Annotated in this window: 21 protein-coding genes and 1 tRNA gene; 13 read left to right on the top strand and 9 right to left on the bottom strand. The window is 56.2% G+C overall.

The window, feature by feature from the left end:
• Window positions 1–63: 63 nt before the first annotated feature.
• Complete coding sequence (locus ACR0EV_RS03065) at window positions 64–1,938, bottom strand: glycosyltransferase family 2 protein (protein ID WP_480798741.1); 1,875 nt, start codon at window positions 1,936–1,938, stop codon at window positions 64–66.
• 222 nt (window positions 1,939–2,160) lie between these two features.
• A tRNA-Leu gene (locus tag ACR0EV_RS03060) sits at window positions 2,161–2,247 on the bottom strand.
• Between the two features lie 141 nt (window positions 2,248–2,388).
• Here ACR0EV_RS03060 and ACR0EV_RS03055 point away from each other — a divergent pair.
• Both ACR0EV_RS03055 and lipB read left to right on the top strand, forming a co-directional pair.
• A complete protein-coding gene (locus tag ACR0EV_RS03055; RefSeq protein ID WP_480798740.1) occupies window positions 2,389–3,048 on the top strand; it encodes a DsbA family oxidoreductase in 660 nt (219 codons plus the stop codon).
• A gap of 39 nt (window positions 3,049–3,087) precedes the next feature.
• Entirely contained in the window at window positions 3,088–3,744 is a 657-nt protein-coding gene (gene lipB / locus ACR0EV_RS03050) for a lipoyl(octanoyl) transferase LipB (RefSeq protein ID WP_480798739.1), read from the top strand.
• Between the two features lie 392 nt (window positions 3,745–4,136).
• Here the strand turns inward: lipB and ACR0EV_RS03045 are convergent, their stop codons facing one another.
• On the bottom strand, window positions 4,137–4,553 hold the full coding sequence (locus ACR0EV_RS03045; protein ID WP_480798738.1) for an HIT family protein: 417 nt from the start codon (window positions 4,551–4,553) through the stop codon (window positions 4,137–4,139).
• A gap of 306 nt (window positions 4,554–4,859) precedes the next feature.
• Here ACR0EV_RS03045 and ctaD point away from each other — a divergent pair, with 306 nt between their 5' ends.
• The 3 genes from ctaD to ACR0EV_RS03030 all read left to right on the top strand — a co-directional run bounded on the left by ctaD (window position 4,860) and on the right by ACR0EV_RS03030 (window position 7,776).
• On the top strand, window positions 4,860–6,518 hold the full coding sequence (gene ctaD, locus ACR0EV_RS03040; RefSeq protein WP_171089416.1) for a cytochrome c oxidase subunit I: 1,659 nt from the start codon (window positions 4,860–4,862) through the stop codon (window positions 6,516–6,518).
• A gap of 122 nt (window positions 6,519–6,640) precedes the next feature.
• On the top strand, window positions 6,641–7,240 hold the full coding sequence (locus ACR0EV_RS03035; protein WP_480798737.1) for a DsbA family protein: 600 nt from the start codon (window positions 6,641–6,643) through the stop codon (window positions 7,238–7,240).
• A 44-nt stretch (window positions 7,241–7,284) separates the two neighbouring features.
• Window positions 7,285–7,776, top strand: coding sequence for a DUF2244 domain-containing protein (locus tag ACR0EV_RS03030; protein WP_480798736.1), 492 nt, complete (start codon window positions 7,285–7,287; stop codon window positions 7,774–7,776).
• A gap of 21 nt (window positions 7,777–7,797) precedes the next feature.
• Here ACR0EV_RS03030 and ACR0EV_RS03025 read toward each other — a convergent pair whose 3' ends face one another.
• Window positions 7,798–8,283, bottom strand: a complete 486-nt coding sequence (locus tag ACR0EV_RS03025) for a GatB/YqeY domain-containing protein (protein WP_480798735.1) — start codon at window positions 8,281–8,283, stop codon at window positions 7,798–7,800.
• Between the two features lie 183 nt (window positions 8,284–8,466).
• On the opposite strand from ACR0EV_RS03025, the gene carA reads away from it, so the two are divergent.
• Together carA and ACR0EV_RS03015 are read left to right on the top strand one after the other, a co-directional pair.
• Window positions 8,467–9,633, top strand: coding sequence for a glutamine-hydrolyzing carbamoyl-phosphate synthase small subunit (gene carA / locus ACR0EV_RS03020; protein ID WP_480798734.1), 1,167 nt, complete (start codon window positions 8,467–8,469; stop codon window positions 9,631–9,633).
• 82 nt (window positions 9,634–9,715) lie between these two features.
• Window positions 9,716–11,593: a glycosyltransferase gene (locus ACR0EV_RS03015; RefSeq protein WP_480798733.1), complete on the top strand. Its 1,878-nt coding sequence runs from the start codon at window positions 9,716–9,718 to the stop codon at window positions 11,591–11,593.
• A gap of 3 nt (window positions 11,594–11,596) precedes the next feature.
• Here the strand turns inward: ACR0EV_RS03015 and ACR0EV_RS03010 are convergent, their stop codons facing one another.
• A complete protein-coding gene (locus ACR0EV_RS03010) occupies window positions 11,597–12,244 on the bottom strand; it encodes a GntR family transcriptional regulator (RefSeq protein ID WP_171089400.1) in 648 nt (215 codons plus the stop codon).
• 100 nt (window positions 12,245–12,344) lie between these two features.
• Here ACR0EV_RS03010 and ACR0EV_RS03005 point away from each other — a divergent pair, with 100 nt between their 5' ends.
• From ACR0EV_RS03005 to ACR0EV_RS02995, 3 genes are all read left to right on the top strand, one after another.
• Complete coding sequence (locus ACR0EV_RS03005; protein ID WP_480798732.1) at window positions 12,345–12,989, top strand: pyrimidine 5'-nucleotidase; 645 nt, start codon at window positions 12,345–12,347, stop codon at window positions 12,987–12,989.
• Window positions 12,990–13,074: 85 nt separating this feature from the next.
• Window positions 13,075–13,323, top strand: coding sequence for a hypothetical protein (locus ACR0EV_RS03000; protein ID WP_480798731.1), 249 nt, complete (start codon window positions 13,075–13,077; stop codon window positions 13,321–13,323).
• Window positions 13,324–13,397: 74 nt separating this feature from the next.
• Window positions 13,398–14,594 (top strand): UbiH/UbiF family hydroxylase, encoded by a 1,197-nt coding sequence (locus ACR0EV_RS02995; protein ID WP_480798730.1) that lies wholly within the window; start codon window positions 13,398–13,400, stop codon window positions 14,592–14,594.
• Between the two features lie 12 nt (window positions 14,595–14,606).
• Here ACR0EV_RS02995 and ACR0EV_RS02990 read toward each other — a convergent pair whose 3' ends face one another.
• Window positions 14,607–15,734: an aminotransferase class V-fold PLP-dependent enzyme gene (locus ACR0EV_RS02990; protein ID WP_480798729.1), complete on the bottom strand. Its 1,128-nt coding sequence runs from the start codon at window positions 15,732–15,734 to the stop codon at window positions 14,607–14,609.
• A gap of 234 nt (window positions 15,735–15,968) precedes the next feature.
• Here ACR0EV_RS02990 and ACR0EV_RS02985 point away from each other — a divergent pair, with 234 nt between their 5' ends.
• Window positions 15,969–16,670 carry a GntR family transcriptional regulator gene (locus tag ACR0EV_RS02985; RefSeq protein ID WP_480798728.1) on the top strand — a complete coding sequence of 234 codons (702 nt, stop codon included), beginning with the start codon at window positions 15,969–15,971 and terminating at the stop codon, window positions 16,668–16,670.
• A gap of 6 nt (window positions 16,671–16,676) precedes the next feature.
• On the opposite strand, the gene ACR0EV_RS02980 is transcribed toward ACR0EV_RS02985, so the two are convergent.
• Together ACR0EV_RS02980 and ACR0EV_RS02975 are read right to left on the bottom strand one after the other, a co-directional pair.
• Complete coding sequence (locus ACR0EV_RS02980) at window positions 16,677–17,135, bottom strand: Lrp/AsnC family transcriptional regulator (protein ID WP_480798727.1); 459 nt, start codon at window positions 17,133–17,135, stop codon at window positions 16,677–16,679.
• Complete coding sequence (locus ACR0EV_RS02975; protein WP_480798726.1) at window positions 17,132–17,587, bottom strand: Lrp/AsnC family transcriptional regulator; 456 nt, start codon at window positions 17,585–17,587, stop codon at window positions 17,132–17,134. Before ACR0EV_RS02975 ends, ACR0EV_RS02980 begins: the two co-directional genes overlap by 4 nt.
• Before the next feature lie 131 nt (window positions 17,588–17,718).
• Between ACR0EV_RS02975 and ilvC the strand changes: the two genes are divergently transcribed.
• Window positions 17,719–18,741: a ketol-acid reductoisomerase gene (gene ilvC / locus ACR0EV_RS02970; protein ID WP_039534886.1), complete on the top strand. Its 1,023-nt coding sequence runs from the start codon at window positions 17,719–17,721 to the stop codon at window positions 18,739–18,741.
• Window positions 18,742–18,877: 136 nt separating this feature from the next.
• A complete protein-coding gene (locus tag ACR0EV_RS02965; RefSeq protein ID WP_480798725.1) occupies window positions 18,878–19,780 on the top strand; it encodes a DMT family transporter in 903 nt (300 codons plus the stop codon).
• Here ACR0EV_RS02965 and glmM read toward each other — a convergent pair.
• Window positions 19,777–21,120: a phosphoglucosamine mutase gene (gene glmM / locus ACR0EV_RS02960; RefSeq protein WP_480798724.1), complete on the bottom strand. Its 1,344-nt coding sequence runs from the start codon at window positions 21,118–21,120 to the stop codon at window positions 19,777–19,779. The genes ACR0EV_RS02965 and glmM overlap by 4 nt on opposite strands.
• Window positions 21,121–21,135 lie beyond the last annotated feature (15 nt).

Below are 21,135 nucleotides of genomic sequence, written 5' to 3'. Positions count from 1 at the left end.
CGACCCGCATTATTCTTTTCAAGATCGCTACCACGCCAACAGCCCAAGAGCCAGAAGCTTGGGTTATTCTTTGTCAAGCGGTGGCAATTTGTCGATCCCAAGCCACGGTGGCTCTAAGCTGGTTATTCTATAGGACCCGGCATTGCCCGCCAGGAACCTGTTTATCGCAGCAGACATACCCGAATAAGAACCTTTGCCACGCCTGTAAGACGTGAAGGCGATGCTGCCGCCCGGCGCAAGCACCCTGTCGATCCGTCTCAGCAATTGAAGCATAACGCGTTCGGCGCGAACGCCACGAATGACGACGACGCCAATGCTTTGATCTTTGAACAGTTTCAACATCAAGGCAGGCATCGCCCTGTACACACGCAACTTTCCCGACAGAATGGGCTCGCGGAAATACTCGAGAAACGCATAGAACGCGCGGTCAAGCGCCTGCGCGCCCTCATCTTGGGTCGTGTCCGGGCAGGCAAACCCGTTCCAAGACAAGCCCCAAGGCGCAATTACAGTCAATTGCGCAACAGTCCCCAAATCCAGTATTTCCTGGACGATTTCTGGTTCAACCTGCCCGATCAGGACCCAGGATTTCTTTCCGCTGATCGACTTCAGGAATTTCTTGCGCTGCTTTGCCGTTCTTTCAACTTCCTTAGGTGTTTGCGGCAAAAAACTGGGGTCTCTGGGATCAAACGGCAGATCGACCTGTTTCGGGTCAGTGATCTTGTCGTGTTCCGCCTTTGCCTGTTTACAGTCCATAGGCGTGTCCAGGGCATCAAGCCGAACAAACCACGGGTAATTCAGCGTCTTATTGTTCGAGATTATCGCCATTTGCCCGATCCGGTTCCATTTCGCGACCTGCGCAAAACTGACTTCGGGGTCTTTGTACACTTCCACATCGAACGAAGTGTTGGCTTCTTCCAGAACCCCCAAATCCAAGGCTTTCAAGTTCTGGCCACTGCGAAAATTCTGATACCTCCGAATAAAGCTCTTGGCGGCGTCGGTTTGGCGAACTGTGGCTATCCGGGACTTATGAAACTCAACGGCCTGTTTGTGAAGGTTGCGCAAGACTTCATCCTGACACAGGCGTTTATGCGCGTGACGCAAACGGTCCAACTTGGACAGGACTGACCGTTCTTCGACATCATTGAAGCAATGCATATGCCAATAGGCCTGCCCGGTCGCTTCCATCTTTGGATGAAACGCCGTTGTGTTCACATCCCCGCGAAGCCGCTTCATCAGATAGCTTTCAATGGACCTGACGGCATAGTGGTTCATACGAAACAATGAAGTCCCAAAGGCCGCACCAGTTGTTGTAAACGCCCAGCCACGCCGACGCATTGCAGGTGGCAGCGGATCGCCGTCACCATCGACCCAAGCGAAGTTTTCAACTTTACCCTTGATCGGACCGCGCGGTCGATGCGTGTTGACCAAACGATAAGAGCCATTGTTGCGGATCAGAGATTTGAACGCGCGCAAATTCTGCGGCATGACCATGCCCATCTCACCTGCTCGCGTGAACTGCTCAATAACGAATTTGTCTTCGAACTCGACAATCCCGTTGTGCCCAAACATCTGCCAAAGCGCCGCAAAACCATCTGCGTGTGGCAACGTTCGGAAAAGGTCATCCAGCGTGCCTTCGCCGACGCGAATATCGAAGAATTCATCGACATCACACACCAGAATCCACTCGGCCTCGGACGACCAGGGATGCTTCATTGCGTTGGCATAAGCCGAAGCTTGCGGCCCGTGTTTCCACGGTCCCGGATTGTCGATATGCGCCAGAAAACCAAGCTCTTCACACCGTTTGAGGATCGCATCCGTGCCATCCGAGCAGTCGTTCGAGTTAACGATGAAATGCGTGAAACCGATCGATTGGTAATAGGCAATCCACTCAAGAATGAAAGGGCCTTCATCTTTCATCGTGGATATGACTAGTCTCATCAACGCATCCCGCAATCATGGCCCCGGCATTCAGAGGTGCAGGAAATGCGCATCCCAGAAAGGGCATAGCTCGCATCCCTGAACAGGGCTGTGTTACGGGCCGTGGATTGGCAATGCAAGTGGGCAGCAGCTTGTTGCCCTTTCAGACATCATAACCGTGTCCGAAGCGCACGTGCCTAGCAGCTTGCGAAAATGAGCGTGCCGGAGGATTAAGGTATGATTTGGTGCGGTCGAGAAGACTCGAACTTCCACGGGAGTTACCCCACAGCGACCTCAACGCTGCGCGTCTACCAATTCCGCCACGACCGCACTGCCAGTGACTTGGTAGAGCGGCGTATAGACGTTGGCGCGTGCGATGTGAAGAGGCAAAAACGCTCTGGTTTAAATTACTCTGCGAAGGACTTATTTAGCAGGTTGATCACAACGCATCCGATCTGACAGGAACCGCAAATGACCTCATCCGAGAACCTCCCGATTGTTCAGATCGACATTGTTTCTGACGTCGTGTGCCCTTGGTGCATTGTTGGTTTCAAGCAATTGGACACGGCCTTGCAGCAACAGGGTGTTTTGGCCCGGTTGCGTTGGCATCCGTTCGAGTTGAACCCGAACATGCCGCCCGAAGGTCAAAATCTGCGCGAGCATATCATGGAGAAATACGGAACCACCGCTGAACAAAGCCAGCAAGCGCGGGACAGGCTCACTTCGATTGGCGCAGAGCTGGGGTTTACTTTCAACTTCAGCGACGACAGCCGGATGGTGAATACTTTTGACGCACATCAGTTGCTGGATTGGGCGGAAGGGCAAGGTCGACAACACCCGCTGAAGCTTGCCCTGTTTGATGCGTATTTTGCCCAGCAGAAGGACGTCTCGGACACTGAAGTCTTGCTGGATGCCGTTCGATCAGTCGGGCTTGATGCTGAAGCTGCACGGCAAGCGCTTGAGAGTGGCCAACACACGGGCCCCGTTCGCGAGAAACAGCAATTCTGGACCAGCCGGGGTATTTCCGGCGTACCGTCCATGGTGTTTTGCGGAAAATACCTGCTGACTGGGGCGCAAGGGACCGAAACCTATGCGCAAGTCTTGCAACGATGCCTGTCCGAGGCCGCCTGACCCCTTCCCCTGACCGCTATGGGCGGATATGAGGCCGGCATGGAATGGAAAATCACCGATGGTCTGACCAGCTATGACGACGCCGTGGCCTTCATGGAGACCCGCGTCGCCAAGATCGCGCGTGGCGACGCTGAAGAATGCGTTTGGCTGCTGGAGCATCCACCCCTTTATACCGCAGGCACCTCAGCCAAGATCGAGGATCTGACCGAACCTGACCGGTTTCCGGTTTATGAAAGCAAGCGCGGCGGCGAATACACGTATCACGGACCCGGTCAGCGTGTGGCCTATGTCATGCTTGATCTCAACAAGCGTGGACGCGATGTGCGCCAGTTTGTGAAGCAGTTGGAGACCTGGGTGATCTCGGCGCTGGCTGAATTCAATGTACACGGCGAGATTCGCGACGGGCGCGTTGGTGTTTGGGTCCGCCGCGATGACAAGCCGCTGACAGTGACCGGCAAGCCTGCGGAAGACAAGATCGCCGCCATAGGCCTGCGCCTGCGCAAATGGGTCAGTTTTCACGGCATCTCGGTCAACGTGGAACCGGATCTGGAGCATTTCTCTGGCATCGTGCCGTGTGGCATAACTGAGTATGGCGTGACCTCTCTGGTCGACCTGGGACTTCCTGTGACTATGGCCGATCTTGATGCGGCGCTGGAGAAGACATTTACAGAAGTCTTTGGCCCGAAAGAACTGTGAACAAACCCGTCGAGCTGCGAAGCGAATCGGTGTTAGCGCGCAGGTATCAAAACAATACGCTCAGGCGAATGGCTCTGTTTCCGAAGCCTTACGCAATTAACCCTCAATGCTCCGGCTTTATCAGTTTCTTTAGCTAATATTTAACTCTTTTAGATACAAAGGGCGCGTTAACGAGTAGTATGAAACTGCCAATCAAGAGTGAGTGGTATGTTAACCGGTGATCCAGGGCTCGCCCTCGAAATCCGAGAAGTGTTTGGTTACGAGTCTGCCGTTCCGACCCCAAATCGGAACGGCAATTCTCTTTCCCTTACATGATAGACGACTGGCTTCCGCGCCCCATAATGGAGTGTTGGTCAAAAAATCCGGCGCGGGCGTAAAACTGAAGCCCAGCTTTATAAAGCAGCTTTGATCTTCTCAGCGTGCTGCGCGATCTGATCGAAATCGCCCATGTTGCCCGGCAGGCGCATCGACACGCCTTCGTGACGCGGCAGAACGTGAAAATGAAGGTGGAAGACCTCTTGCCCACCTGCCACTTCATTGAACTGTTGGATCGTCACACCATCCGCATCAAATGCCGCCTTGGCGGCCTGCGCCATTTTCTGAACGGTATTCATCACGGCCGCCAGTTGTTCGGGCGTGGCATCCAGTACATTGCGACAAGGGGTTTTCGGAATCACAAGCAAATGACCATCGGATCGCGGCATGATGTCCATAAACGCCAGAGTCTCGTCATCCTCATACACGCGGGTCGAGGGGATTTCGTTGCGCAGGATTTTGGCAAAGATGTTGTCTGGATCGTAGTCAGCCATATTCAGTCTCCGGATTGCTGGTGTTGGCGTAGTTCTGAGACGCCAGTTCATGACGGTCAAGGCGGATATCTGCCAAGCGCCTGTTTCAACCCGGTGCGTATGGCTTGAAAACCGGGCGAGTATCCCCAGATAGATGCCGTTCGAGGCCTGAAAATCGCGCGGCAGCCCCCTGCCCGCGACAATTAATCTTGATCCAGATCAAACTCGGCCATTGAAGGTGCCCTCTTCGCATTCTAAAACCAGCAGGAATCCCGCGCGCCGGAGAGGTCTGGCTGCGCGGTGTAGTTGCAACAGGAGGCACCTATAATGGCAGACGCAGCCATTCATGGTCACGACCATGAAGACGAGCGCAGCTTTTTCCAGCGCTGGTTCATGTCGACCAACCACAAGGACATCGGGATTTTGTACCTGATCGTTTCGGCCCTGGCCGGTCTGATCTCGGTGGCGATGACCGTTTACATGCGGCTCGAGCTGATGCACCCGGGCGTTCAGTACATGTGTCTGGAAGGCTTCATGGCCGACCCATGTACCCCCAACGGGCATCTTTGGAACGTTATGATCACCTATCACGGTGTTCTGATGATGTTCTTCGTGGTCATTCCCGCCTTGTTCGGCGGATTTGGCAACTATTTCATGCCGTTGCAGATTGGCGCGCCGGATATGGCGTTCCCACGGATGAATAACCTGTCCTTCTGGCTTTATGTCGCCGGTACGTCGCTGGGTGTGGCCTCGCTGCTCAGCCCCGGTGGTAACGACCAGCTTGGTTCGGGCGTTGGCTGGGTTTTGTATCCGCCGCTGTCCACGACCGAGGGCGGCATGTCCATGGACCTTGCGATCTTCGCCGTGCACGTATCGGGCGCCTCCTCGATCCTCGGCGCGATCAACATGATCACCACCTTCCTGAACATGCGTGCCCCGGGCATGACCCTGTTCAAGGTGCCGCTGTTCAGCTGGTCGATCTTCGTTACCTCGTGGCTGATTCTGCTTTCGCTGCCGGTTCTGGCGGGCGCGATCACCATGCTGCTGATGGACCGCAACTTTGGTTTCACCTTCTTTGACCCGGCCGGTGGTGGCGATCCGATCCTGTATCAGCACATCCTGTGGTTCTTCGGCCACCCGGAAGTGTACATCGTGATCCTGCCCGGCTTTGGCATCATCAGCCACGTGATCGCGACCTTCGCGCGCAAGCCGATCTTCGGCTACCTGCCAATGGTCTGGGCGATCATCGCGATTGGTGTTCTGGGCTTCGTCGTGTGGGCACACCACATGTACACCGTTGGCATGTCGCTGCGTCAGCAGGCCTACTTCATGCTGGCCACGATGGTCATTGCGGTTCCCACAGGTGTTAAGGTCTTCTCGTGGATTGCGACCATGTGGGGCGGTTCCATCGAGTTCAAAACTCCGATGCTGTTTGCCTTCGGCTTCCTGTTCCTGTTCACCGTTGGTGGTGTGACCGGTGTGGTTCTGTCGCAGGCTGGTGTCGACCGTGCCTATCACGACACGTACTACGTGGTGGCACACTTCCACTATGTGATGAGCTTGGGTGCGGTCTTTGCGATCTTCGCTGGCGTATACTTCTACTTCTCGAAGATGACAGGCCGTCAGTATTCCGAGTTCTGGGGTAAGGTTCACTTCTGGATGTTCTTCATTGGCGCCAACCTGACCTTCTTCCCGCAGCACTTCCTGGGCCGTCAAGGCATGCCGCGCCGCTACATCGACTACCCCGAGGCATTCGCCCAGTGGAACTTCGTATCGTCGATTGGTGCGTTCATCTCATTCGCCTCGTTCCTGCTGTTCTTTGGCATCGTCTTCTATGCCCTGTTCCGTGGCGCGAAAGAGACGCGTCCGAACCCGTGGAACGAATACGCCGACACACTGGAATGGACCCTGCCTTCGCCGCCGCCCGAACACACGTTCGAGCAGCTGCCCAAGCAGGAAGACTGGGACAAGGGCCACGCGCACTGATCCCAACATGATCCAAAGAAACCCCGCCCAAGTGGCGGGGTTTTTCTTTTTGCGTGCCTAACGTTCGCCAATTGCTGCAAAATCGGGTATCATATGCAGGCATGACAGCCGGAGGGTCGTCTATGCCTGAAATCGACTTTTGGTATTCCATCGGCAGCACTTACAGCTTCCTGACAGTGATGCGTCTGGATGAGTGGTGCGCCGAACACGACGCCACTGTAAACTGGCGACCCTTCAATGTGCGCACGGTCATGTCGGCCCAGCAGAACATTCCCTTTGCAGGTAAGCCCGTGAAATCAGCCTATATGTGGCGCGATATAGAACGGCGCTGCGCCAAGTACCACATTCATGCCAAACTGCCCGCGCCTTACCCGGTCTCTGACCTGGCTTTGGCCAACCAACTTGCTGTGCTGGGAATGAAAGAAGGATGGGGCAAATCCTTTACCCAGGCCTTGTATCGCATCTGGTTCGAGGAAGGTATCGAAGCCGGAAGCGAAGGTGCCTTGTCTGAGGCCTTGTTGCGCTGCCAGCAAGACCCGCGTCTGGCGCTAGGACGAGCCCGCAGCGCTGAAGTTATTGCAGCGCTTGAGGCTGAAACGGAAACGGCCGAAAAACTGGGCGTTTTTGGCGCTCCGAGCTTTGTTGTCCGGCAAGAAGTATTCTGGGGAGATGACCGATTGGACGATGCCCTTTCCTGGGCGCGTGTCGGGCACGTCATCTGATCAAAAGCCATCGACACAAGAACGCCCTGCGCTATGTTCGCGATATGCCGTATACATGGAATCAGACATCCGAAACGGAACAAGAGCTGCGCCTGTGGCCGCACAACTCACTGCCTCCGCGCGGTGCGATGATCACTATACTTTCGGTGTTCCTGTTTGGCCTGATCCCATTGCTGGCCATGCTGGGGTCCGTGGTTCTGTGGGGGCTGTTGCCCTTTCTTCTGATCACGGTGTTTGGCCTTTGGTTGGCCATTCAGACCAACTATCGCGCACGCAGTGTTTTCGAGGTTCTTACGCTGTCTGACACACAAGCGCATCTGGTCCATTACACTCCAGGCAAAGACCAACAGGAATGGTCTTGCAATCGCTTTTGGGCAAGGCCGGAAATGCACGAGAAAGGTGGACCCGTCCCCCATTATGTCACCCTTATCGGTGATGGGCGCGAGGTCGAGATCGGGGCCTTCTTATCTGAAGAAGAACGGATAACACTTTATGACGAACTGAACACAAGACTGCGCGAACCGGTCGCGCAGTAGGTCATCGTTCATTTTGTTGTCTTAGCAGTTGCCGTTTGATGCCGCGCAAAGGTGATCTTTGACCATCGGGCCAACTTTGCCAAAATCCATCTGTCCGGTGTAACGAGTTTTCAACTCGCCCATGACCTTGCCCATGTCTCGGATGGAGCCGGCCCCGGTTGCGGTGATCGCAGTCTGAATCGCCTTTGACACCTCGTCATCATCCAGCTGCTTGGGCAGAAATTCCTCGATGACCGCAACTTCCTGCATCTCGCGTTCGGCCAGATCCAAACGACCGCCTTCTTCATAGGCACGCGCGCTTTCTTTGCGTTGCTTGGTCATTTTACCAAGGATTTCAAGCACCTCAACATCGCCGCAGCCCTTGACCTCTTCGTTGTCCAAGGCGCGCGCCGCGATATCGCGGTCCTTGATGGCCGCGTTGATCAACCGCAACGTCGACAGACGCTCGGCTGCTTTGTCCTTCATTGCTTGCTTCAGGGCGGCATTCACCCGTGATCGCATGTCCATTTGGTTTGTCCATCCCCATGACAACGGAACCCCGACCATATCTAAACAAAAAGCCTGACACAACAGGGAGTGAATACCCCTAAGTCATTGAAAAACAACAATAGCCAAAAATTTGAACAGACTTGACCCAAGCGCCCAACCCCCTTAGGTATGCGCCGGTTTACCTTGCAGGAGAGTCGCGCCATGGCCCAGAACGCCCCGTCCAAGCCCACCGCATGTCTGGCATTGGCCGATGGGACATTGTTTTACGGCATAGGCTTTGGTGCCACCGGACAAACAGTGGCCGAGTTGTGCTTTAACACAGCCATGACCGGGTATCAGGAAATCATGACCGACCCGTCTTATGCCGGTCAGATCGTGACATTCACCTTCCCGCATATCGGCAATGTCGGCGTGAACCCTGAAGATGACGAAACCAATGATCCGGTTGCTGCAGGAATGGTCGTCAAATGGGACCCGACCGAGCCTTCGAACTGGCGTTCGGCCGAAGAGCTTAAAGGCTGGCTGGCCCGTCGCGGTCGCATCGCCATCGGCGGCGTCGATACCCGTCGCCTGACGCGTGCCATCCGCCAGCAAGGCGCGCCGCATGTCGCTCTGGCTCATGACCCCGAAGGCAACTTTGACATAGAAGCGCTGGTGGCAGCCGCTCGTGGATTTGCCGGTCTGGAGGGCATGGACCTGGCCAAAGACGTAACCTGTGCACAAAGCTATCGCTGGGATGAAATGCGTTGGGCTTGGCCTGACGGGTACAAGCGGCAGGAAGCCCCTGCGCACAAGGTTGTGGCCGTCGACTACGGCGCGAAACGCAACATTCTGCGCTGCCTTGCGTCGGCGGGATGCGATGTTACGGTGCTGCCTGCAACGGCCACTGCGGCCGAAGTGCTGGCCCATCAACCAGATGGTGTGTTTTTATCGAACGGTCCCGGCGACCCAGCGGCGACCGGGGAATACGCTGTTCCGATGATCAAAGAGATTCTGGACACCACAGATCTGCCTGTTTTCGGTATCTGCCTTGGCCACCAGATGCTAGCGCTGGCCTTGGGCGGCCAGACGGTCAAGATGAACCACGGCCACCACGGCGCAAACCACCCGGTCAAGGATCTGGACACCGGCAAAGTTGAGATCACATCGATGAACCACGGCTTTGCAGTTGATGCTCAGTCCCTGCCAGACGGCGTTGTAGAGACCCACCGGTCTTTGTTTGACGGTTCGAACTGTGGAATCCGCATGACCGACCGGCCTGTATATTCGGTGCAGTATCACCCGGAAGCGTCCCCCGGACCTCAGGACAGTTTCTATCTGTTTGAGCGCTTCGCCGACGCCATGGAAAAGAAAAAGCAAAGCGCATAGCGCTCAAACTTTTCAGTGTTAACGGCACGTTAACCTTGATTGAACAACCCTGAGCACGGGTAACTGTGCCAGGGTTCTTTTTATGGTTGAACTTAATCTCCAAAATTTCACAACCGCGTCTCCAATCCCAGCCCCCGGATTTCGAAAACCGCTGGGCACCTGTCTGGTAGAAGGCGGAACTCTGACACAGTCGGAACTTGACCACGCCTTGCATTTGCAATCCCAGCAAAACGCGCCTTTGGGCGAAATTTTGGTGGGTGAAGGGTTTGCCACCCGACAAGACGTCCTGCACGCCTTGTCCGTTCAGTCCGGTTGGCAGATTGCGGACTTGGAACAGATCCCGCCCATGCCGGGGCTGAGCGACTTGAAACCGGTAGGTTTTTGGTTGAACCACAACGTTATTCCGTGGATGCGCGTTGGCCCACTTCTGCTAGTTGCGACTGCGCGCCCGGATCGGTTTCCACTTGTCACACACGACATGCAGGATTGCGACTATACGATCATCCCGGTTCTGGCCGCCTCTGATCAGATCGACCGAAAAATAGCTGAGCAGTTTTCGCGCCCATTGGCCGAAGCTGCTGAGACACGGGTCGACGCCGAACAAAGTTGCCGCAACTGGACGGTCGGCTCGCGCGTTGCGCCAAGCCTGGCAGCGCTTGGTATTGCTGTATTGTTCGCAACTTTCCCGCTGTTTGCGTTGGCGGTTCTGCTCACCGCGGCCGTAGGAACCTTGATTCTGTTCACTGTTCTTCGCGTCGCTGGGGCTTTGGCCTATCTGAGCCATTCTTTTCAAAAAAAACCTGAAGCTTCGCGTGCAGCCATCCCGCTACGACAGCCATGCGTCTCCATCATGGTCCCACTGTACAAGGAACGAGAGATTGCCGATGCGCTTGTTCAACGGCTGAAACGACTGACCTACCCCAAGGCGCTTATGGACGTCATCTTGGTTCTGGAAGAAAAAGACGAAGTCACACGCGCAACTCTGGCGCAAGTGGATCTTCCCAGTTGGGTGCGGATCGTCGAGGTACCCGAATTGGGCGGGCTGACCACCAAACCGCGTGCCATGAATTATGCCTTAGACTTTTGCCGAGGCGACTATGTGGGTGTCTGGGATGCCGAAGACGCGCCACAACCGGATCAGATCGAACGGGTGGTCGCGCATTTCACGCAGTCCGCACCGCAAGTCGTGTGTCTTCAGGGCAGCCTCGATTACTACAACCCGCGTACAAACTGGCGCGCACGCTGCTTCACGATCGAATACAACAGTTGGTTTCGCGTCATCCTGCCGGGCATTGCGCGCTTGGGGCTTGTCGTCCCGCTGGGTGGGACCACCTTTTTTTTCCGTCGAGACAAGCTGTTGGAATTGGGTGGCTGGGATGCCCATAACGTGACTGAGGATGCCGATCTTGGCGTGCGGCTTTGCCGGGCCGGGTACCGAACAGAACTGGTGGACACCACGACTTATGAAGAAGCAAATTTTCGCGCCTGGCCTTGGGTGAAACAACGTTCGCGCTGGCTCAAGGGTTTCATGGTGACGTATCTTGTGCACATGCGATCCCCACAGAAGCTTCTGCGCGATCTGGGTGCCGCGCAGTTCTTAGGGTTTCAGGCGTTTTTTCTGGGCACGTTGGGGCAATTCTTACTGGCCCCTGTGTTGTGGCTGTTCTGGCTGTCGACGCTGGGTTTGGTCAATCCAATGGCGCAAGTTGTTCCACAACAGGTAGCTACGGCACTTGTATTTTTGTTTTTGACAACTGAAGCGCTGAGTTTTTGCGTTGGATGTCTTGCCGTCCTGGCGCGCAAGAGGCGGTTTTTGTTGCCTTGGGTACCAACCATGGCCCTTTACTATCCGTTAGGAGTCATTGCCGCTTACAAAGCCTTATGGGAACTGGTGACGAACCCATATTTCTGGGACAAAACCCAACACGGGCAGGCCAGCGAAGATCAGCCGCCCGCGTGATAATTACTTGTCGCGCAGGCTTGCGTCCTGCTTCAGACGCGTCATGAACGCGATCGAGATATGATCCTTCAGTGCCCGCGCGGCTGCCTCTTCGTCCCTTGCGGCTATGGCTTCGACAATACCTTTATGCTCACTTTGGGCGATCTCGCCACGCCCCTGCACCGCCAGTGAGGTCGTTGCCATCAGAGCCATTGTCCGGTGCACAAGATCAAGTTGCTGCACCAGATAGCGGTTATGAGATGCCAGATGAATCTGTTCGTGGAAGCGTCGGTTCGCACGCGACAAGGCTGATGGGTCATCAACCAGCTTGTCATCTTCGATAACCATCTCTTGCAGAACTTTGATCTCTTCTTCGGTCGCGTGTTTGGCCGCAAGGCTCGCAGCCAACCCCTCCAGTTCCCGACGTACGATATAAAGCTCTGCCATCTGGTTGTGGTCCAGCGACGCCACGATCAGCGACCGCCCGTCCCGTTCCAGCAAAGACTGTGTCTCGAGCCGCTGCAACGCTTCGCGGATCGGCGTGCGTGACACCCCGAACCGTTCGGCCAGCTCGCTTTCCACCAGACGATCACCGGGTTTATAGACACCCACATCAATAGCTTCGAGTATCAGGCTATAGGCATCCTTGGTTGGGGATCGGGTTTGGCTCATGGGGTTCATTATCTCCTCGTTCGGACCTGTCTATCCGTCCAAAGGGGGAACGATCAAGTAGAGCATTGAAAACATCGCGCCCGCGCCCTACACCCAGCTTATGGTCAAACCGGCTTTTTCTCATGTCACTCAATGGGTGTTCGATCTGGACAACACCCTATACCCGCCACACATGCGTCTGTTCGATCAGATCGAGGTGCTGATGACGGATTATGTCATGCGGGCCATAGGTGTGGATCAGGCCGAAGCGGACCGTTTACGGGCACATTACTGGCGCGAATACGGCACCACCCTTGCCGGATTGATGGCCGAACATGATCTGGACCCGGACCCGTATCTGCACGCCGTTCATCAGGTAGACATGAGCCATATGGACCCGGATGCGGCGTTGGCCGACCACATACGCGCCCTGCCCGGGCGGCGTATCGTCTATACCAACGGCAGCGCTCCTTACGCGGAACGGGTGCTTGAGGCACGCGGACTTTCCGGACTGTTCGATGCAATCTATGGCGTGGAACATGCAGGATATCGGCCGAAACCCGAAAAAGCGGCCTTCGAGGCGATCTTTGCGCAGGATGGGATTCGTGCTGAAGAAGCCGCCATGTTCGAGGATGATCCGCGCAATCTGGCGGCTCCGCACGAGATGGGAATGCGTACTGTGCACGTGGCGCCCGACCCACATGACGCCGATCACATCCACCATTACACAGACGATTTGACGGCGTTTCTGGCCCGCCTGCGATAGGCTGTCACACTGCGACGATCCGCACATTCTGCACCTGCATCCTCGTCCCTATATGCACATCAGCGACGAACAGATGGAGACCTCAATGACCGCGATCGAGATGACCGGCCGCCTGCCGATTTGGCAGCGCCTTTTCTTTGCAATCCCTGTATTCGGGTGGCTGGCCCGCGATGCGGTCAATGGCAAGGCCGAAGATCTGTATTACACCGCCGGTGCGATATTCAGCATGTGGGGCTGTTCCATCATGTTGTTCGGCCTGCCCGGTCTCTTCATTCCTGCCCTGATGATGGTGCCGGTGATGTTCCTGATTCTCATTCTGATTTCACGGGGCTGAGACACGGGACAGGATGTCACTTGGCGCTTGGTGTGGAACCGAACTAGGTTCTGCCCAAACCAATGAGAGGCGCCATGACTGACAGCTGTGACATCCTGATTTCCGGCGGTGGCATCGCCGGCCTGACCGCAGCGGCGGCATTTGGAGCCGCAGGGTTTGACGTGGTCTGCGTGGACCCGACCCCTCCGATCACTGAGCGGGATGTGGACGGATCGGACCTCCGCACCACTGCCTTTCTGCAGCCCGCGCACGGATTGCTGGAACAGTGCGGGCTTTGGGCGCGTCTGGACGCCCACGCAGCGCCTTTGCAAATCATGCGTATCGTAGACGCAGGCGGAGACGTGCCCGAACCGCGCGTTGTGCGCGATTTCAATGCCGCCGACATTTCCGATCATCCCTTTGGCTGGAACCTGCCCAACTGGCTTCTGCGCCGGGAAATGGTGGCGCGACTGGCAGACCTTCCCAATGTCGATTTCCGCCCCGGCACAGCTACAACCAGCCTGTTCACCCGGACAGCCGAAGCCCGCGTTGGGCTGAGCGATGGCAGTCGCGTCCGGTGTAAACTGGTTCTCGCAGCCGATGGCCGCAATTCACCCATGCGCGAAGCCGCAGGAATATCGGTTCAGACAACACGGTACGGGCAAAAAGCGCTGGCTTTTGCAGTGACCCACCCCATTCCACACGAGAACGTCTCGACTGAAATTCACAGATCCGGTGGGCCGTTCACGCTGGTCCCCTTACCCGATTGGCAGGGACAGCCATCCTCAGCCATTGTCTGGATGGAGCGTGGTCCGAAGGCCATCGACCTTCTGAACCTGGAACCTGAAGCCTTTGAAGCCGCAATGACCGAGCGGTCCTGCGGATTGTTCGGCCCTTTGAAGCTGGCGTCGCGTCGGACGATCTGGCCGATCATCAGTCAGTCTGCCGAACGGCTGGCTGGTGAACGCATCGCCTTGATGGCTGAGGCGGCGCATGTGGTGCCGCCGATTGGCGCTCAGGGGTTGAACATGTCTTTGGGTGATCTGCGCTGCCTGCTGGATCTGGCACAGGCCCGCACCGAGGGCTTGGGCGATGCTCAGATGCTGGATGCTTATCACAAGGCCCGCCATACCGAGGTCGAAATGCGCGTCAAGGGCATCGACCTGTTGAACCGCGCCTCGATGATCGAGGCGCGCCCGTTGCGCGATGCACGGGCCATGGGGTTGAGCGCGCTCTATTCCCTGCCGCCCGTACGCAAGACATTGATGCAGATGGGCCTTGGCGTTCGCTAAGGCCCGGTAGGTCTACAGAACCTGATCCAATACACGTTTCAGACGCGCGATGGTGCCATCCACATCGTAGAGCTTGTCCAGCCCGAACAGACCCAGACGGAAGGTGCTGAACCCTTCGGGCTCATCACATTGCAGGGGCACGCCAGCGGCAATCTGCATTCCAAGCGCAGCAAATTTCTTGCCGTTCTGAATGTCGGGGTCCGAAGTATAGCTGACGACAACGCCGGGCGCGCCAAAACCATCTGCAGCTACTGAAACGATGCCTTTGTCCTTCAACATGGACCGCACACCGTCACCCAGTGCCCATTGCGCCTCACGCAGTTTCTCGAACCCGTAATCTTTGGTCTCTGCCATGGTATCGCGGAAGGCCAACAACGCGTCGGTCGGCATCGTTGCGTGATAAGCATGACCGCCATTTTCATACGCCTGCATGATCTGACGCCACTTTTTCAAATCCACCGCAAAACTGTCGGAGTCTGTTTCCTGTAAACGAGCTTCGGCCCGTTTGGACAACATGACGAGACCCGCACAAGGCGATGCGCTCCACCCTTTCTGCGGGGCAGAAATCAGAACATCGACGCCTGTCGCCTTCATATCCACCCAGGCGCAGCCTGATGCGATACAATCCAACACCATCAGCGCACCAACCTCATGCGCGGCATCTGCCAAAGCGGTCACATAATCGTCGGGCAAAATCACACCCGCCGATGTTTCAACATGCGGAGCAAACACGACGCCCGGTTTTTGCGACCGAATGGCTTCAACGACCTCTTCAATGGGGGCCGGTGCAAAGGGCGACGGGCTGGAATTGCCCGTCTGACGGGCCTTCATAACTGTAGCGCTTTGCGTCAGGGATCCGCTTTCGATGATCTGGCTCCACCGGTACGAGAACCACCCGTTCCGAACCACCAAAACATCCGCCCCCCGCGCAAACTGACGGGCGACGGCCTCCATGGCATAGGTGCCACCGCCCGGAATGACCGCGACGCCTTCAGCGTTATACACATCTTTCAACATGCCCGAAATGTCGCGCATGACCAGTTGGAATTTCTGCGACATGTGGTTCAGCGAACGATCGGTGAACACCACCGAAAACTCTTCAAGCCCGTTCGGGTCAACGGTATCCAATAGCGCTGGCATTCCTCATCCTTTCCAAAAACGTTTTCGAGAACCTGATCTCTTTGCCTGTCTCCGTAAAGCACTTTCGCGACAAAAAAAGTGACGCAACGGCATGCAGCATAAATTTGCAAATGCTGCGCCAGATCATGCTGAAACACCCATAAATGACGCCAAGTAGTGTCACCTTCCCCTTTACACTTCTGCTTGCTTCTGAACAGATGCACACACTTTATACTTGAAGGGATAATTCTACCCGTGACTATACAAAAGCGGATAAGCTTCCAGTCCGTTCGAGACGAAGTTAAACGGCGTATTGAAAGCCGCGTCTGGCCACAAGGATCGCTTTTACCAACCGAAACGCAATTGGCAGAAGAGTTCAATTGCGCACGTGCCACTGTCAATCGCGCCTTGAGGGAATTGGCCGAACAGGGTTTTGTTGAGCGAAAGCGCAAAAGCGGAACGCGGGTCAAGAAAGAACCCAGCAAACATGCCAAGCTTGAGTTTTCTCTGGCCCGTCAAATGGTTGAAAGCCAAAACGCAACCTATCGGTATGCTCTGGTCGAGCGAAACCTTGTGGAAAGCCCCGGCTGGCTGTCTTCGCAATTGGATATGCCTAATGACATGCGTGTTCTGCATGTCATTTGTATGCATTACGCGGACAACCGACCGTTTCAGTTGGAAGAGCGCTGGATCAATATCGACGCTGTGCCGGATGTGGAAACCGCAGACCTGAGCGAGCACGGACCCCACGAATGGCTGCTAAACGCAGCGCCATTCACCGAGGCCGAAATCGCATTTTGCGCAATCTCAGCCGATGCAAAGCTAGCAGAGTTTATGGGCACCACAACGGGCACCTCCATGATTCAGATGGAACGTACTACATGGAAAGAAGATAAGCCTCTGACTTTCGCACGCATGACGCACCATCCTGGATACTGCATCCGTACGAAATACTGAAGCTTATCAACCAAGCGGTCCAGGCAGACGTTCTTCGCTCAGCAAAACGTTTGCCTCAACATCCCCTGCGCCGGGCAAGGTCATGATCCGGCGCCGCAACACGCGTTCGAAATCAGATAGGTCCCGTGCGACGACACGCAGACGATAGTCATATAAGCCCAGAACATGCTCGACTGTCTGCACCTCGGGAATGGCACTTACGGCGCGTTCAAAATCCTCAAGACTGATCTGACCTTTTCGCCCGAGTTTCACACCCAGAAAAACTGTTACCCCAAACCCCAGTGCCTCGGCGTTCAGACGCAAACGCCGCCCCTTGATGATCCCTGCTTCTTCTAACCGGCGAATACGCCGCCAGGTGGCGGGTTGCGACAATCCAAACCTGCGCCCTAACGCACCCGCACTTTGTGTCGCGTCCTGCTGCAGAGCACGGAGCAAGCGGCGGTCAATTTCATCCAACTCGATCATACCGGGAGCACCTCATCCCGTTTGACCCGCGCGATATGCATCAGCGCTTCGATGTCGGCGATATGGGGCAAGGTCAGAATCCGGTCGCGATACAGCTGTTGGTAGTGGCTCATGTCCTTGGCAATAACCGAAAGGCGTACATCCACACGCCCCAGAAAGGTCTGAATCTCGACCACTTCGGCCACTTCGCGCGCGGCCTCGGTAAACTCGTCAAAGGCCCGCGCCTGTGTCTTGTCCAGCGTGATCCGAAGCGACACCTCAACGGCATAACCCATGGCGGTCCAGTCAATCACGGCCTCTTGCCCTTCGATAATCCCGGCCGCCTGCATCTTTTCGATCCGTCGCCAACAGACACCAGCGCTGATCCGGCACAGATCAGCCAATTCCGCTGTTGTCAGGCTTGGCGCGGCCTGAAAATGGCGCAGGATGCGCCGATCAATGTCATCAAGCATGATTTTTTTACTTTTCTCGCTCTTCGCGAATTATTCTTCACCTTTTTCGCAAATACTCAAGTCCATCGCTATCGCCAATATACGATTAGGCATGTAAAACCGCCGCAATCTAACCTGAAAGGACCGGCGAAATGCGCGTCTATTACGATCGCGATTGCGATATCAACCTGATCAAAGACAAAAAAGTGGCCATCCTGGGCTATGGCTCGCAAGGTCACGCCCACGCGCTCAACCTGCGCGACTCGGGCGCTAAGAACCTCGTCATCGCCCTGCGCGAAGGCTCGCCTTCGGCCAAGAAAGCCGAAGCTGAAGGTCTGGAAGTTATGGGCATCGCCGAAGCAGCGGCCTGGTGTGACGTCATCATGTTCACCATGCCCGACGAGCTACAGGCTGAAACCTACAAGAAATACGTCCACGACAATATCAAGCCGGGCGCTGCAATTGCATTCGCTCACGGCCTGAACGTCCATTTCGGCCTGATCGAGCCGAAAGAAGGTGTCGACGTCATCATGATGGCGCCCAAAGGCCCCGGTCACACCGTACGTGGCGAATACACCAAAGGCGGCGGCGTGCCCTGCCTGGTCGCCGTTGACAATGACGCAACCGGCAAAGCGCTGGAAATCGGTCTGTCCTACTGCTCGGCCATTGGCGGCGGTCGCTCGGGCATCATCGAAACCAACTTCCGTGAAGAATGCGAAACCGACCTGTTCGGCGAGCAGGCGGTTCTGTGCGGCGGTCTGGTCGAACTGATCCGTTGCGGCTTTGAAACGCTGGTCGAGGCCGGTTACGCGCCGGAAATGGCCTATTTCGAGTGTCTGCACGAAGTGAAGCTGATCGTTGACCTGATCTACGAAGGCGGCATCGCCAACATGGATTACTCGATCTCGAACACTGCCGAATACGGCCAGTATGTCACCGGTCCGCGTATCCTGAAATACGACGAAACCAAAGCCCGCATGAAAGAGGTTCTGAACGACATCCAGCAGGGTAAATTCGTTCGCGACTTCATGCTGGAAAACGCCGTGGGCCAGCCGACCATAAAAGCGTCGCGCCGCGCCAATGACGAACACATGATCGAAGAAACCGGTGCGAAACTGCGCGGCATGATGCCGTGGATTTCGGCCGGCAAAATGGTCGACAAAGAAAAGAACTAAGTCTGACCTCTGTCAGCATAAGGGCGGCCCCGGTGGTCGCCCTTTTTCGTTTGCACAAAAAAGCGGCGCGGCTCATAAACACCCGGTCAGATTAACCTTTTTCTCGGTTTCGCACAGCCCCCGGCAGGACAGACCAATGGTGCCACAGCCTACAAAACAGGACTGGAGCGGCGTTTTCACGCTGGGCCTCATCTGGGGCGCGACATTTATGGTCGTTGCCATGGCGCTTGAAGGCTACGGCCCGATCACAGTTGCGACCTCTCGGACGACGCTGGGCGCTGTGACCCTGCTGCTTTTGATGTGGGCGACCGGTCGCAAGTTGCCGGTTCTGACACCAGCGCTTAGCACTTCAATTGTGCTGATCGGTGTCCTGTCCACAGCCGTTCCATTCATGTTGCTGAGTTGGGGACAGCAATTTGTACCCTCGGCTTTTGCTGGGCTGTCCATGGCAGCCATTCCACTGATGGTGCTGCCGCTTGCGCATTTCTTCTCGGATGAACCGCTGAACCTGCGTCGTTTTCTGGGGGTGTGCCTTGGGTTCTCAGGTGCATTGGTCTTGATCGGTCCTGGCCTTGCAAAATTGGGTCAAGGGGCGGAACCGTTGGCACAATTGGCCTGTATTACTGCGGCACTGTGCTACGCCAGTTCTTCTGTGATGACCCGGCGCTGCCCCCCGGTCGATCCCGTGGTCCTGGCGGCTTTGACACTGGTGGTCGGGGCCGTGATTCTTTTACCCATCATGCTGCTCACCGAAGGCCTGCCGACGTGGCAAGGACCACGCCCGACAATCGCCTTGATTGTGTTGGGACTGGTCCCAACCGCTTTTGCCACCCTTTTGCGCGTTTCGATCACCCGCAGCGCCGGATCGGTTTTCCTGACATTGGTGAATTATCAAGTACCGATTTGGTCGATGGTGTTCGGCGCATGGATCCTGTCCGAGGCCCTGCCCCTGCGCTTTTACATCGCCCTTGGCCTTATCCTGACTGGCATGGCAATCAGCCAATGGTTCAGCCTGCGCAAGGTTTTGTTCGGACACTAGCCAGCGGCAGCTTCAACCTCAGCCACGATGCTGTCTACAACTTGGGTCAGCAACCCATCGTCTTCGCACTCGGCCATGACGCGGATCAACGGTTCGGTCCCGGATTTGCGGATCAGCAACCGGCCCTGCCCGTTCAGCCGCGCTTCGGCATCCGCGATGGCGGCCTGAACGCTTTGAACCTCCAGCGGAGTTTGCCCGCTGTTGTAACGCACGTTTTTCAGCAACTGCGGCACCGTTTCGAACTGTTTCGAAAGATCGGACGCCTTGCGCCCCGACAAGACCATTTCCGCCAGAAAATGCAGACCCGCCATAAGCCCATCACCAGTGGTGGCATAGTCGCTCATCACGATATGGCCGGATTGTTCACCACCCAAGTTGAACCCACCTTCCCGCATCCGCTCGACCACATAGCGGTCGCCAACAGCTGTGCGCTCCAGACGCAACCCTTGCCCTGACAGATGGCGTTCTAGCCCCAAATTGGACATTACCGTCGCCACCAGAGCATCGCCCTTCAACTGATCCGACCTCTTCCATGCCGTCGCAAGCAACGCCATAAGCTGATCGCCGTCGGCCACCTGACCGGTTTCGTCAACCACAACCACCCGGTCCGCATCGCCATCCAGACAAATGCCAACGTCTGCACCGTGGGCCACAACCGTTTCTGCGGCCAATTGCGGTTTTGTTGATCCACAGTTGAGGTTGATATTCTTCCCGTTGGGCGAAACGCCGACCGGAATGACATCAGCGCCCAGTTCCCACAAAACCTCAGGCGCAGTGCGGTGGGCCGCGCCGTTTGCGCAATCGATGACCACTTTTAAACCATCCAGACTCACGTCACGCGGCAAGGACGATTTCACACGCTCACCATAGCGGAACCGTGCATCGTCGACGCGTCGCGCGCGGCCGATATTTTGTGCCTGAGCGGGCTGGACTCCTTCGTCGATCAGCCTTTCAATCTCGATCTCGGCCTGATCCGACAGTTTGTAACCATCGGGCCCGAAAAATTTGATGCCGTTGTCTTCAGCCGGGTTGTGACTGGCCGAGATCATAACCCCAAGATCGGCGCGCATGGACCGCGTCATAAGACCAACGGCAGGCGTTGGTACGGGGCCCAACAGCAGAACGTTCATACCCGTCGAGGTCAAGCCCGCGGTCAGCGCATTTTCCAGCATATAACCGGACAGACGTGTATCTTTACCAATGACAACCCGGTGCACACCTGTCGTGTCACGACGAAAGTAACGCCCGACCGCAGCCCCGATGCGCAAGGCCATTTCCGCCGTCATCGGATGCGTGTTGGCGGTGCCCCGCACTCCGTCGGTTCCGAACAGCTTGCGCATAAATGTCACTCCGTG

The sequence above is a fragment of the Ruegeria sp. CF8 genome, assembly GCF_056537285.1.
This window is presented reverse-complemented; position numbering and strand designations above follow the sequence as displayed.

Excerpts from the sequence above, each read along its gene's own strand:
- ACR0EV_RS03035 (WP_480798737.1), top strand. The coding sequence starts at position 6,641 with ATGCCTGAAATCGACTTTTGGTATTCCATCGGCAGCACTTACAGCTTC.
- glmM (WP_480798724.1), bottom strand. The coding sequence starts at position 21,120 with ATGCGCAAGCTGTTCGGAACCGACGGAGTGCGGGGCACCGCCAACACG.
- ACR0EV_RS03000 (WP_480798731.1), top strand. The coding sequence starts at position 13,075 with ATGACCGCGATCGAGATGACCGGCCGCCTGCCGATTTGGCAGCGCCTT.
- ACR0EV_RS03025 (WP_480798735.1), bottom strand. The coding sequence starts at position 8,283 with ATGGACATGCGATCACGGGTGAATGCCGCCCTGAAGCAAGCAATGAAG.
- lipB (WP_480798739.1), top strand. The coding sequence starts at position 3,088 with ATGGAATGGAAAATCACCGATGGTCTGACCAGCTATGACGACGCCGTG.
- ilvC (WP_039534886.1), top strand. The coding sequence starts at position 17,719 with ATGCGCGTCTATTACGATCGCGATTGCGATATCAACCTGATCAAAGAC.
- ACR0EV_RS03045 (WP_480798738.1), bottom strand. The coding sequence starts at position 4,553 with ATGGCTGACTACGATCCAGACAACATCTTTGCCAAAATCCTGCGCAAC.
- ACR0EV_RS03015 (WP_480798733.1), top strand. The coding sequence starts at position 9,716 with ATGGTTGAACTTAATCTCCAAAATTTCACAACCGCGTCTCCAATCCCA.
- ACR0EV_RS02980 (WP_480798727.1), bottom strand. The coding sequence starts at position 17,135 with ATGATCGAGTTGGATGAAATTGACCGCCGCTTGCTCCGTGCTCTGCAG.
- ACR0EV_RS02990 (WP_480798729.1), bottom strand. The coding sequence starts at position 15,734 with ATGCCAGCGCTATTGGATACCGTTGACCCGAACGGGCTTGAAGAGTTT.
- ACR0EV_RS03005 (WP_480798732.1), top strand. The coding sequence starts at position 12,345 with ATGGTCAAACCGGCTTTTTCTCATGTCACTCAATGGGTGTTCGATCTG.
- ACR0EV_RS02995 (WP_480798730.1), top strand. The coding sequence starts at position 13,398 with ATGACTGACAGCTGTGACATCCTGATTTCCGGCGGTGGCATCGCCGGC.
- ACR0EV_RS03065 (WP_480798741.1), bottom strand. The coding sequence starts at position 1,938 with ATGAGACTAGTCATATCCACGATGAAAGATGAAGGCCCTTTCATTCTT.
- ACR0EV_RS02975 (WP_480798726.1), bottom strand. The coding sequence starts at position 17,587 with ATGCTTGATGACATTGATCGGCGCATCCTGCGCCATTTTCAGGCCGCG.
- ACR0EV_RS02965 (WP_480798725.1), top strand. The coding sequence starts at position 18,878 with ATGGTGCCACAGCCTACAAAACAGGACTGGAGCGGCGTTTTCACGCTG.
- ACR0EV_RS03010 (WP_171089400.1), bottom strand. The coding sequence starts at position 12,244 with ATGAGCCAAACCCGATCCCCAACCAAGGATGCCTATAGCCTGATACTC.
- ACR0EV_RS03055 (WP_480798740.1), top strand. The coding sequence starts at position 2,389 with ATGACCTCATCCGAGAACCTCCCGATTGTTCAGATCGACATTGTTTCT.
- carA (WP_480798734.1), top strand. The coding sequence starts at position 8,467 with ATGGCCCAGAACGCCCCGTCCAAGCCCACCGCATGTCTGGCATTGGCC.
- ACR0EV_RS03030 (WP_480798736.1), top strand. The coding sequence starts at position 7,285 with ATGCCGTATACATGGAATCAGACATCCGAAACGGAACAAGAGCTGCGC.
- ctaD (WP_171089416.1), top strand. The coding sequence starts at position 4,860 with ATGGCAGACGCAGCCATTCATGGTCACGACCATGAAGACGAGCGCAGC.